General features: G+C 63.5%; 12 protein-coding genes and 1 pseudogene. 7 read left to right on the top strand and 6 right to left on the bottom strand.

All coding sequences use genetic code 11. The features are described from left to right. Positions 1-33: 33 nt before the first annotated feature. Positions 34-420, top strand: a complete 387-nt coding sequence (locus QM693_RS10790; RefSeq protein ID WP_120659151.1) for a hypothetical protein — start codon at positions 34-36, stop codon at positions 418-420. Positions 421-538: 118 nt separating this feature from the next. On the opposite strand, the gene QM693_RS10785 is transcribed toward QM693_RS10790, so the two are convergent. Beyond that, entirely contained in the window at positions 539-1,207 is a 669-nt protein-coding gene (locus QM693_RS10785) for a DUF6461 domain-containing protein (protein ID WP_283352316.1), read from the bottom strand. A 106-nt stretch (positions 1,208-1,313) separates the two neighbouring features. Here QM693_RS10785 and QM693_RS10780 point away from each other — a divergent pair, with 106 nt between their 5' ends. Then, positions 1,314-1,871, top strand: a complete 558-nt coding sequence (locus QM693_RS10780) for a hypothetical protein (RefSeq protein ID WP_283352315.1) — start codon at positions 1,314-1,316, stop codon at positions 1,869-1,871. 153 nt (positions 1,872-2,024) lie between these two features. Continuing rightward, positions 2,025-2,792: a hypothetical protein gene (locus tag QM693_RS10775; RefSeq protein ID WP_167114788.1), complete on the top strand. Its 768-nt coding sequence runs from the start codon at positions 2,025-2,027 to the stop codon at positions 2,790-2,792. A 128-nt stretch (positions 2,793-2,920) separates the two neighbouring features. Here QM693_RS10775 and QM693_RS10770 read toward each other — a convergent pair whose 3' ends face one another. Further along, the gene (locus tag QM693_RS10770; protein WP_283352314.1) at positions 2,921-3,211 is read right to left on the bottom strand and encodes a helix-turn-helix domain-containing protein; all 291 of its coding nucleotides are present in this window, start codon (positions 3,209-3,211) and stop codon (positions 2,921-2,923) included. A 580-nt stretch (positions 3,212-3,791) separates the two neighbouring features. Between QM693_RS10770 and QM693_RS10765 the strand changes: the two genes are divergently transcribed. The 3 genes and pseudogenes from QM693_RS10765 to QM693_RS10755 all read left to right on the top strand — a co-directional run. Next, a complete protein-coding gene (locus QM693_RS10765; RefSeq protein ID WP_283352313.1) occupies positions 3,792-4,409 on the top strand; it encodes a DUF2975 domain-containing protein in 618 nt (205 codons plus the stop codon). After that, a complete protein-coding gene (locus QM693_RS10760) occupies positions 4,409-4,636 on the top strand; it encodes a helix-turn-helix domain-containing protein (protein ID WP_283352312.1) in 228 nt (75 codons plus the stop codon). Before QM693_RS10765 ends, QM693_RS10760 begins: the two co-directional genes overlap by 1 nt. Positions 4,637-5,829: 1,193 nt before the next feature. Further along, positions 5,830-6,405, top strand: a pseudogene (locus tag QM693_RS10755) (ATP-dependent DNA ligase); the annotation flags it as partial. Between the two features lie 321 nt (positions 6,406-6,726). On the opposite strand, the gene QM693_RS10750 reads toward QM693_RS10755, so the two are convergent. From QM693_RS10750 to QM693_RS10740, 3 genes are all read right to left on the bottom strand, one after another. After that, positions 6,727-7,479, bottom strand: coding sequence for an SOS response-associated peptidase (locus QM693_RS10750; protein ID WP_283352311.1), 753 nt, complete (start codon positions 7,477-7,479; stop codon positions 6,727-6,729). A gap of 52 nt (positions 7,480-7,531) precedes the next feature. Further along, positions 7,532-7,879 carry a histone-like nucleoid-structuring protein Lsr2 gene (locus QM693_RS10745; protein WP_280779219.1) on the bottom strand — a complete coding sequence of 116 codons (348 nt, stop codon included), beginning with the start codon at positions 7,877-7,879 and terminating at the stop codon, positions 7,532-7,534. Between the two features lie 618 nt (positions 7,880-8,497). Beyond that, positions 8,498-9,010, bottom strand: a complete 513-nt coding sequence (locus tag QM693_RS10740; protein WP_283352362.1) for a hypothetical protein — start codon at positions 9,008-9,010, stop codon at positions 8,498-8,500. Between the two features lie 343 nt (positions 9,011-9,353). On the opposite strand from QM693_RS10740, the gene QM693_RS10735 reads away from it, so the two are divergent. Further along, positions 9,354-9,782 carry a MerR family transcriptional regulator gene (locus tag QM693_RS10735; protein ID WP_283352310.1) on the top strand — a complete coding sequence of 143 codons (429 nt, stop codon included), beginning with the start codon at positions 9,354-9,356 and terminating at the stop codon, positions 9,780-9,782. Between the two features lie 1,077 nt (positions 9,783-10,859). Here the strand turns inward: QM693_RS10735 and QM693_RS10730 are convergent. Next, complete coding sequence (locus tag QM693_RS10730; RefSeq protein ID WP_283352309.1) at positions 10,860-11,225, bottom strand: type II toxin-antitoxin system HicB family antitoxin; 366 nt, start codon at positions 11,223-11,225, stop codon at positions 10,860-10,862. Positions 11,226-12,012 lie beyond the last annotated feature (787 nt).

The raw sequence follows: 12,012 nt of genomic DNA, 5'->3' as shown, positions 1-12,012 counted from the left end.
CCCGACGACGTCACTACCGGGAGAGTCACGACGATGAGTGTTCCCGATCGTACCGAGCTCGATCGGCTCTTCATGCTGTGGAAAAACAGATTGTGGACTGCGTTTGGTGTCTCTGAAAACGAGGCAGCGAGCGAACCGGAGCTCTATCGCTTCAGGGTCACCGGGATCGGTCGGCTCGACGAGAACTCTCTGGAGATCCACATCGAGTTCGCGCCTAATGCCGTCTACGGCATCGAGCACGTGCCCGCCTCGAAGGCTGGCATTGTGATCGCGCTGTACTCACATGGTGAGGTCAACGCTCCACCCGGGATGGAGCATCTGCTGACCGAATTCATCACGTCCGGCGGGATCCACCCCGCCAACCTCGTAGGCACGGATGCCGACGGTAATCCCCGGGTCTTCTGGGACACAGCAGGATAGGAACCCGCAGGCGAGTGTCCCGTGCCGGGCACTCGTACATCTGGTCATGGTGGCAGACGCCACCAGGCCAACGGTGACCTGTTCCGTATGCGGATCCCTCACCGGTCGATCGACAGTGTCAGTTGGCGCTGCCCACGACAAAGGTCGACGCGGTGAAGAACTCAGGCGTGATCTGCGCGCCGGTATAGTTCGCCGCCATAGCGAACGAGGCCTCGACCACATGGAATCTGCCGTCCGGAAGAGGCCCTTCCCCGCGGGGGTCGATACCGACTTCACTCAAGCGGGATTCCCAGGACGCCGGCATGGGATCTAGTCCGAACCCGCGGCGCAACAGGGGATCGAAGTACACCGTGCGTTCCCCGTCCTTCCACACGAAAAAATGGGACACCGCTTCAATATTTTTGGAGTGCGTCAACACCTCACGCCCCTTGGACAGGAGCCGCATCAACTCTTCGGACACGCCCGCGAAGGCTGCGGGTGCAATCGCGATCGTCCATTCGCCCAGGGAAGCGGCCCCGACTATCGAGATCTCCTCCCATCCGCGCTCATTGACACCACGCAATCCATTCGCCGTCCCCAGACTCCGGACAGTCATCGCCTCGATCACTGATGTCGGATCCGCGTCGCGCACGTAGGTCACGAATAGACCGTTCTCGACCCATGGGTACTCGCGGATCACCCATTCGAAGTCTCGGTAGGTTTTCACCTTCGAACCCAGATCCTTCCTGGAAGTAGTCAGACACTCCGGCAGGAAATTCTCTCGTTGATCGAGGACCAGCGCGGGCAAACGGCCGGTGCAACGATGAATTGCCGCCGGAAAGGGATGCTTGAGCGGGACGTTCCGACATCTCGTCTGACTGACGCCGACCCTCGGCGGATAGCACACTGGTGTTATGAGATTCGCAGGCCGGTTGACGCCAGACGAATTCTGGGAACGCAATCGCGCGCTCGATCAGCAGATCCGCGATGCGGCACTCTCCTTCCCGACCTACGGGCTGAAAGAGTGGACTGACCCGATCATGCTCGGTGGTTGGGAATGGCAAGACGAGACGCTTATTCTTGCGGGTCTCAAACATGGGACGCCCGACACCGACGGCCCCACAGTCGACGTGCTGACAACAGTGCACGATCCAATCGGCAAAGCCGCTTCGTTGGTGGTGTCCGCACTGGGACTCACTCCCCTCGATGACGAGTATCGGCGGCGTCGTGACGAGGTGGAGGCGGCGGAGGACCACACGGCGCTCATACCCGTAGACGGGCAAGCCGTCTCCTTCGTCGTCTGGGGAGGTCGAGAACGTTGGTGGGCCGCAGCGACTGCCGGAAACGTCGGAATTGTGCTCGAGGGCCGCCGGTATCCATTGGACCGAGTTACTCTGATCCGGGTTCGCGATGTCGAACCGTATCTGTCAGGAAAGAACGCGTATATGCGTGCTTTCCGAGGCGAGGCCTGACCGGTCAGGGATCCGCTTTCGGGACGAGCGTTGATCCTTGCTGGTGCGCGCTGGGCGCCGATCTCGTCCCGGTGCGGGTTCGGCTTGCGGGTCACCACGGACGTTGTCAGCAACTGTGCCGTTCACCGGTTAGCGCATGCAAGTATCGGTGGCATGTCCAAAAAGCGATTCAACTTTGCCTATGTCGGCGATCCTCCACCGGAGTGGACTGCCCACTTGAAGTGGAGCGCCCGGATCTTGCGATTGGCTGGCGAATCCATCCCGGACAAAGAACTTGAGCGCGAACTGGAACGTGAGGAACAGGAACAACGCGAGAAGCGCGCGCAGCGGCCGCCCGGCCGCCGCGAGGTGCCCGAATTTCGGAAACGACCCGACGCGTTCCTGACAACAGAGGACGAGGATCCAGTCCTTTACGAGCCGAAGCTCTCCATCCCATTCAGAACAAACAACGGCCTCGACCTCCGGTTCACCAGAGTGAAGGTGTACGAGAACGGGATGGGCTTTGATCTGGTCGCCCGCGAACCGGACCCAGACCCCACCGCCGGTATCCCCTTCGACACCGAGACAATCAATCTGGGGTACAGGATCAGGCCGGACAAGGCTCACAAAACCAGGATCCGGCTGGTCCTCGCGGTATCACCAACTCTTGGTGAGCACGGTTTCTTCGGCGGCACCGTGCTGTCCAACTCATTCAGACAGGACGACTTTCCCGATGATCCGAACGAGCCATGGCTATCTGGTGGCGGCGACTCCCGCAGCCGTGTCCGCGACCTGGGTGTGATTGAAACGCGAGCGCACTACTTCCTCAGTCCGGTACCCACACAGAGCACCATCCACGTCACGGTGGCTTACCCCGAGTTTGGACTCAAAACGACCAGCATCGAGTTCTACGCCGCGAACCTCCGCCCGCCGGGCCGATAGCCGATGGTTGAGCGGGATCGAACGCCGGCGGGCGAAGATGGTGCGCTCTGGGCTGCCAGAGGCCGCCGAGTGGACGGGCGACTTCCAGGAATAGCCGTCGACTGGCGTTCGGAGCAGGCAGCGGTGTTTCAGTCGAGTGTGGGGCTGGCTCCATCGGCCTGTGGTCGGGGGGTGTGCTGGAGTTCGGTGTTGATGCGTCGGGCCTCGGCGAGTTGGTCTTCGAGGATGATGATGCGGCACGCGGAATCGAGTGCGGTGCCCTGGTCGACCAGTTCACGGGCGCGGGCGGCGATGCGGAGCTGGTATCGGGAGTAGCGGCGGTGGCCGCCCTCCGAGCGTCCGGGGGTGAGGAGCTTCGCGGCGTCGAGGCTGCGGAGGAATGCCTGTGTTACGCCGAGGATCTCGGCGGCGTGGCCCATGCTGTAGGCCGGGTAGTCCTCGTCGTCGAACTTCCCGGCCGGGCTGTGGTCGGGCGAATCTTCCTGAATGGGGTGACACCTCTCAACGGACAGGGCCCCCGGCGCCGTGAGGCACCGGGGGCCGGTTTCATTTCCTTGTTCACTGCACTTTTTCCGGCTGTCGGGCTGTTCTTGCTGCCCGGTCGCCGACCGGAGGTGCCGGGGCCTTACACACTCACATCAACCCGTGCCCTGGCACTTCCTCATCTTGCGGTAACTGCTATGCGGGTAGTTCATCCTCTCCCGCACCTCGTGAACTCTTTCCTTGCGACGAGAGAAACTCTACAACGGCACCACCTCAATGTCTACTCCCGCGACTACAGAATTTCTGGAGTGGGTTGACCAGGGATTTTCATACGAGCCCGGGAGGCCGGGGGTTCGGTCGACGTCGACGTCCCTCGAGGAATCGACTTGCCGATCTACGACGCCAGCACGTTGGAGCCCCGCGGCGCGTACCGCTGCCCTGCAACCGATTGCCTCCCATACCGATTATCGTTAACATCGAAAAACGATAATATCGGTATTCGATAAGGGGACTGTGATGGGTGACCGTGTGGAAAAGGAATCACTGACGCGAAGTGACCGGGTCGGACTGCTGCTCGTGATCGCCGGCGGAGTGATCGCCGCCGGAGTGACGCTCGTGGTCAGCGTGGTCCGCATCGCCGAGATCGTGACCAACAGGGACGTGCCGGTGCGCGCGCCGTTCGTCGACACTCCGGCACAACTGCCCGTCGGCCCGGACGGCGCTGCCGTGACCGTACTGGTGGACGAGGCGACTGTGCGGGTGTCGGACATGGCGGGCATCACCGTCGCGTCACTGGTCATCGCGCAGGTCGCCCTCGCCGTGACCGTTGTCCTCGTGGTCGCGTGTGGCTACCTGCTCTGCCGGAACCTGATGCGGGGAATCGCGTTCAGTCGCACCAATTCACGCCTCATCACGGTGTGCTCGGGCGTGATCCTCTTCGGGTGGTTCGCGACCACCATGTTCGGCAACATGGGCATCAACGGGGCCTTCGCCGCGCTCAGCGAGCACACCTACGACAACGCCAGGTTCGGAATCAACTGGACGCCGTGCTTCGTCGCACTCGCCCTCGCGGTGGTTGCCGTCGCCTTCCAGACCGGCGAGCGACTCCAGCGGGACACCGAAGGACTCGTCTGATGGCGTCTGCGGGGTCCGACGCCTCAGGCATCCACTGCCGCCTCGACGTCCTGCTCGCCGAACGCAACCTGACCTTGACCGAGCTGAGCGAACGGGTAGGAGTCAGCCTGGTCAACCTGTCCGTCCTCAAGAACGACCGCGCGAAGGCCATCCGGTTCTCCACCCTCGTCGCGATCTGCGACGCCCTCGACTGCGAGGTCGGCGACCTCCTCGTTCGCGCGCGGTGACGGCCGAAGGTGGTCGACGCCGCGTGTGAGACATTGATTTGCATCGGTTCACGGCACGGTGAGGCCGTGGTCATCCCCGACGTCATCGTCGTGCGCACGTTCACCGACGGTATCGACGAGATCACCAAGGTCGATCAGGAATGGCGCTTCGGTCTGGACCTGCCCGACCTGCGTTGGCCCGCGTGAATCCCGTATCGCGCAGCGGGCAGTAGGGGATCCGCTATCGGCACAGCACTGTGGCGCCCGTTGCGGCAGTCGGTGCCACGATCGATCGAATCCGGCAATTATCGGCGGCTTGCACACCGAAACCGTACGGGTTCATCGTTGCGTATGCCCGAGAATCCCGGAACTCGCGCGGGTTTGACAACTGGCGACACGGTGATGCTCCACCCTCAGTTCAAAATCCTCAGCATCGATGAGGACGGCCATGCACTCATCGAGTCCCTATCCATAACCCAGGAAAATATGCGTTCAGCGTCGCGGTGAAGTTTCTCGTCCCGCCGAAGTCCTGATCGTCTCTGTCACAGGGACGATCTACTCTGACAACCGCGACGAGCAACAGGTCGCCACTCACTGCCCAGACCGGTGATCATCACGGTCCTGATCTACGGTGTTCCGCGGATTGGCAGGTGTGGCGGCCTGTTTCTCTTTGCGATCTGCGGGTGAACCCGCCATCACTCGGCCTGCACCTACGGGCCCCACTCGATTGGGTAGCTGTACCGATCCGCCTCCGGCGGGCGATACACAGCGCAGGAGGTGCGCTTCCATTCAACAGAGCCCGTTCCGACCAAGGAGTTCGCCATGTTGGACCTGGGATTCTTCTACGCTTTCCCTCAGGTCCTCGACGCGTGGGTGGCACTAGGCAACGCGATCCAGTGGTGGCAGTCGCTTCCATTCAACTAACCCCGGAGGTGTTGACGTGATTCCGATCCCCCGTAACCGCGAGCGATGCGTAGTTGTCGGGGCCAACTTCAACGTGTGGAGGACGCCATGGACGACCTGAGTCTTTGGGGCATTCCCGAGTGGGCGCAGCCCGCCTTCTATGCGATCGCCAACGGTCTGGCACAGATCGCGTACTGGTGGTTCAGCGTCACGTGAGCAGCGTGAACATACGCTTGACGAATCGGCTGGTCTTCCGCATACCGGAACCGTAAGGGTCGCCCGAGCTGCGCAAGTGGGCGCACAATCGGCCCATGCGGCTGATTGCGCCGATGTTGGCCACCCCGGGTGAACCCCCGGAGCAAATGGGGGGCTGGGCGGCGGAAATGAAGTACGACGGGTGCCGCGTGGTGGCTGCGGTCGGCGGCGGCGAGCCGCCGGTGTTGTGGACCCGCAACCTCAACGTCGTCACCTCCTCGTACCCGGAGGTGGCCGAGGCGTTGACCGAAGCATTCGGCGGTCGCGGCCGGATCGTGTTCGACGGCGAGATCGTGGCCCTATCCAAGGGTCGGCTGTCGTTCGCGCGCTTGCAGAAGCGGATGAACACCCTGCGCCCGACCACGGCCGTGCGGCGGCAGGTGCCGGTCACCTATCTTCCGTTCGACGTCCTCTCTGCCGACGGTAGTGATCTGATGGCGGCGCCGTATCTGGAGCGCCGTGCCGCTCTCACCGACCTCGGTCACGAGCTGCACGGGGTCGGCGTGCCCGTGCAGATCTTGCCGCATTGGGTTGGAGTGGACGGTGCCGTCATTCTGGAGGCCGCTAAGAATTCCGGGATGGAGGGCGCGGTTTTCAAACGGGTGGGGTCGCCCTATCTACCGGGTCAGCGCGGAGACCTCGATCCGGGGTCGGTCACCCGGGATTCGCTGTGACGGAACGTATCCGATCAAAGGGAAGCCGCTGTCGCCTTCCCCGGTGACAGCGGCTTCGTTTCCTTTTCGGGAACGCTACGCACTGTAGGTCTTACCCGGCCAGCGGGACGGTGACGCCATATCGCCTCTCGGCAAGTGGTCGCTCGTAGCGCCTTTTCTGGTGTGGTACCCGGGGTATGTCCGCCACCGTCAGGCTGTTCAACAGCGGACCATCGGGTGGTATTCCGAACCGGTGTGTCCGCCGGCTGTGCGTGGTGTTTGCGCGGGTCGCACCAGTGGTCAGTGGGCGTCCTCGAGAGTGATCGGCTTCAGAAGGTCTTCACCGTTGTTGCGGACGTTGTTGACGGCCTTGGACACCGGGTAGGTCTCGAGGCTGCCCGGTGCCGGCGGTGCCATCAAGGATCGGGCGTGGTCGACGTCGGTGTTGGTCGGGTCGAGCCAGTCCGCCCAGTTCTCCGGGGCGACGCTCATCGGCATCCGATCATGGATATGTCCCACATCGTCGGTCGAGTTGGTTGTGATCACGCAAAATGTGATCAGCCAGGCGTCCGGATCGTTGTCGGGGACGTCGGGGTTGCGCCAGAAGTCGAAGATGACGGCCAACGGGAGAATGTCGCTCTCGGCCGGGTGGATGTAGTACGGCTGCTTGAGGGGTTTCCCGGACTTGCCGACCTCGTCGGTCGGGAACCACTCATAGAACCCGGACACCGGGACGATCCCGCGCCGAGACTTGAAACACTGCCTGTACGCGGGCTTTTCGTGCACGGTCTCGGCGCGGGCGTTGATCATGCGTGAGCCGATCTTCGGATCTTTGGCCCAGAACGGTGTCAGGCCCCATTTGAGGTTGCGCAGCTGTCGTTGGGGTTGCTCGTCGTCGGTGTCTTTCGGTACCCGCGCGATCACAACTGGGGAGGTCTTCGTGGGCGCCACGTTGTAGTCCGGCGCCATCTCCGGGTCGGCCCGTTCAGGGGCGACATCGAAGGTCTCGAGCAGCGTTCCCCGGCTCGTCGTCGAGGCGTAACGACCACACATACCGATAGCCTGCCACGATCGACCACCGCGACGGGGAAGGCGCTGCGCAGGTTCAGTGGGCGTCGTGGAAAGCCTGCTCGATCTCGGTGGGGATACGTCCACGAGAGGACAGTTCGTAGCCCTGCTCGAGTGCCCAGGCGCGGATCTTCGTCGTTTCGCCCGACGGCCGTCTCTCGGCAGTGGGGTTGACCGGTCGGTCCGAGCGGTGCTTGCGGCCGCCGACGCGGGTGGAGTGCGCGATGTAGTACTCGAAGGTCTCTCGGAGTTCCTTCGCGTGCTCGTCCTTCAGGTCGATCACGTACTCGACGCCGTCGACTGCATAGTGGATGCTCTCGCCGTCCTCACCAAAGGTGGTGCCGTCGATGTCGTCGACCATCTCAACTACAACCTTGCGTGCCACAGATGTCACTCCTCAGCTCTCCAGTACGGACCAGATAACAGTACTGGCAGTATCAGTAATTTCGTGAGGTCCAGCGGGGACTGTGGGTACCCGTGGGACTACGAGAGCTGTGGCAGCTCGATCAGGTGACGCGGGAGTTCGACACTTCACCGCTTCACTGTCTCCGCTCTCACCCGCGGCGTTGCGCAGCGGCGACGTCGCGTGGTGGATCTCGGGATAGGCCGAGGGTGCGGTAGCGGTGTGCTCGTCCTCCGATGACGTCGCTCCGCAGGCGCACGATCCGCTGCGGGGCTGGAAGTCGTGCAATTGGGCCTGGAGGGCGGCGCGGGCCCGTTGGACACGGGATTTCATGCCGAACAACGAGATTCCCGCCTGCCGGACCCCCGGAATCCTGTCCGTCAGCGGAAGATCGTCCACACCGCGGCGGCGGCGAGTGCCACCACGACCACGCACATCACGACCGTGAGGAAGTGTTCGTTGTCCGCGAGGAGTTGCTGCATGACGGAGTGTGCGGTTTCGGCGCCGGTCGGAGCGAATCCACGAGCACCGATAACGGGATCGCGGACACGCACAACCCGGCGCCGATCGATGCGCACCGGGCCCCAACGGGTGAGGAGGCTAGTGCGCCTTGGCCGTCCCCTTCCTGCGTGCGGTTGTGTCCGGTCGTGCTTCCTGTGCGGATTGGTCGCGGGACTCCCCCGCCGAATCACTGGGTGTCGTGACCCGACGTTTGCGCAGTCTGTGCGGCTTCGCCTGTTGTTCTTCTTCGACCGCGGGAGACGAACGTCCGTCCTCGTCTTTTCCGTGCTGCGATATCTCGTCGACGGTGGAATCCTCGGGGTCCCGCGGGTGGGCGTGCCCGCGCCGACCGATCCTCTTCACCCCCGCGACCAGATGTCCGCCGCCGGCCACGACGTGCGCGCCGCCCGACCGGAGGCGGTCGCTGAACGAATCGACGTGTCCACTGCTGGCCTCAGCCGTGGCGGCCGCCGTGTCGAGTAGCTCGTCCCGAACCGAATCGCCCAGTTCCCCAATCTCCGGAGACGAGGCCAGAAACTCGGATCCCTGTACGAGCAGATCCTCAGGCCCCTTGGGGGACCGCCCGCCCGCACCAGCGATCTTCACGGCCATCCTCAACTGGTGTGTGCGCCCCAGTAGATATCCGGCGCCGACCGCTGCGGCAACTTCAACTTTGGTTTTGGTCTTTCCTATTTTCATCATCGAACCCACCTGCTGTGTGTCGTCGCCACGCACTGCGTCGGGCGTCGGGAGCATGTGGAACATGGCGCGCCGGTGCGCGCGAGGCGTATACCGTGACTACCCCGTGTGCCCGGTCCCTAATCGCACGTGGCGGGCGCTCCGGTGCGCTGCCCGAGCGTGAGGCGGACTTATCCCGTTGACTACGCGAAGCTCATGCCGGCCGGATCCCGACCAGACGGCGCACCGCCGCGAGTCCCGCGGGCGTTCCTGGCCAGTGCTTGTCGACTGCCGCCGGTCCCGCGCGGAGGAGTACGGGCTGATCACTCCCCTCCGTACCGGCGCGGGCACCCGCCGGTACGGCGACCACGAACTGGCCCGGCTCGAACGCGTCGCCGAACTCATCGATGCCGGAGTCAACGTCGTCGGCATCGGCCGCGTCCTCGACCGCGAACACCGGACCGGCGAACTCGAACGCGACAACCGGCGCCTGGCCGCCGACAACGCCCAGCCCCGCGCCGAACAAGCCCCCGCCACCGAGACCGACACAGACGCCACCCACCTCGGAGCCGACCCAGACCAGCCCGCGAGCCCGGCATCGGAGACCACCCGATCCAATCACCCACGACGTCAGGCCGGGCAGCGTCCGCGCCGTTGGGAGACCTCACCCCAGGCACGGGCCACCGGCAAACGCGGACATCACTGACACCGTCGGATCAGGCGGGACTTACCGCGGCGCCCGCCCGAGTGCCGCCTCGTCGGGGCATATTCCGCCCCCACCTGCCCGGAGTCCTCGGTCGAGGTGCTCCAACAGCGACCTGCAGAGCAAAATGTGCCCTCAACTGGTGGTTCGATCGAGACGCTGCGGCAATGTTTTTTTTACAGCAGTCACACCGCGCAAATCATGAGTGACGTGGCCCAGCCCTGTCGTCGGACATGGAAGGGCATGTCGCGCGACGGCGCAGGTGTTTTTGCGCGCGGACACCCTCAGCGGAGCCGTCCGGGGCTACGGTCCTGGCGATCCCATTCGCGGGAATGACCAACGGACCGACTAGATTCACCAACTCGCCGTCCAGTACGTACATCACTGTCCGGACAGACCCACACGAGCCGGGGATCACTCGATTCCGCTGCGGCTCATACCTCTACTGCGATCTTGTCGTCCACTGGCGCAACATATCGACCGGCGCGGGTGGCGCTGCGGACCTCTTGTACGGACCTTCCCGGGGGGTCGCCCAGACTGGCTCCGGGATGGTGGTTGCAGCCTTCACAGCGGGCGGTGCGCCCGGCTATCCCGGCACCCCCGCCACGCTGTTACCGGGCGCTGGTGTTTGGGCAGTTCCTTGACCTGGATTGGCGCTTCTGACTACATCCGCTCTCCTCACTCCCTCGGTCTGCAGTAGCCGACAGTCCCCGCTATTCGCCAGTCAGCTGTTACCGAGTCCGGCCGACTGGCTTCGTCACGGGTGGCGGCGTCCAGGCCCACCTGTATCTCGCTCATCACCACACCCCGATTTCAATCAGCCAACGAAAGAACGGATTGAAAGGGGCAAGCCACTGGTAGATATCCGGGTGAATGAAGTAGTTCCAGTCCATCACACCTCCTTCCGCAAGTTTCGGACCGGGCCGGTGGATGTACACGTCGTCACGCAGGGTGCGCGACTGTGCGAGGCAGCCTCGCCGACGACGCTCACCTATCGCGTTGATTCGCGTCGCCACCGAGACGTCACGCTGTATGGCGGCTTGGCGCGCATGCGCCCGGACGCTACGGTCTGCTCGCCCCTCACCCTGCCTTCACGTCGGGGGTGACGCGGTCGGTGGCCGGGGCGGAAAGTTTCTGGTTGACCAACAGATTCAGCGAGACACCCTGCTCCTCGGCCTCGACCGCCAGAGTGCGGTGCACCCGCGGAGAGGTCCGCACGGTGAAGGTGCCGCTGTAGGAGCGGTCCGCGATCGGCACGGGCGGATTCTCGCCGGTGCTCGCCATGTCCTCGAGGACGTCGCGGACGACGGTGATGATGCCGTCGAGGGCCTCATTCTGGGTTTCGGCGAGCCAGGACAGGGAGGGGAATTCGGCGACGGTGCCGACGAACTCGCTGTCCGGTTCCGACCAGGTCACCCGATAGGTGTAATGCGATGCGTCAGCCATTGTCTGCCTCCTTCATGAGCTTGTCGGAAGCGGCGAGGACCTGGTCGACCTGGTAGGGCTTGGCCTTGCCGCCTTTGCTTTTCTGGATGTTCACCCGGGGGTCCCGGGCCACGGCGTCTTGAACACCGCGTGCGAGGTGCCGTGCTGGCGTGGATCCCGAAGACGTCGCAGCAGAAGTTGAACAGCTCGGAGTAGGTCACGCTCTGCGGACTGGCGCGCACCCTCGCGAGGAGTTTCGCCTGCTTCGACATACCGATGTGGTATCACCAATGATACCACTTCGAAGGCAGCGCTCAGGCCCACGTCGCCGACGAGTTCGATCCACCCACACGGCAGCGATGGAATTTCGGCGATCACCGCGCCCACGGACAATCGGGATCAGGATGGCGGTACATCACCGGCAGCCGGTCCGCCGGAACGCGCAGGTTCCAGACGCGGTAGTGTGCCAAATACGTTGAAAGACAATCGATCCCAAAGTATCGATAACGAAGATTATGTAAACTAAACAGCATAGAATCGCGAAATCTGCGAACTCGAACCTTCATGGACACTCCCTGCTGGCCAGCTCTCGTCATCGCAAACGTGCTGGTATCTGCTGGTGGGGTGGCTCCGCAGGGGCCAGCTAGAGCGGTTCGCTGGCCGTCAACGCCACCGCTCGGTCGGCCGCTCCCAGCGCCTGGGGGTGGTCGCCCAGGGAGGGCGACGCGGAGCAGATCGGTGACGAGGCGCTCCAATCGAACCCCATTCGACCGGAATTATCTGGAGCAGTCCGTACAGACAATTAGCA

This window comes from Rhodococcus sp. IEGM 1305 (assembly GCF_030058635.1).
Taxonomy (GTDB): domain Bacteria; phylum Actinomycetota; class Actinomycetes; order Mycobacteriales; family Mycobacteriaceae; genus Rhodococcus_F; species Rhodococcus_F opacus_D.
This window is presented reverse-complemented; position numbering and strand designations above follow the sequence as displayed.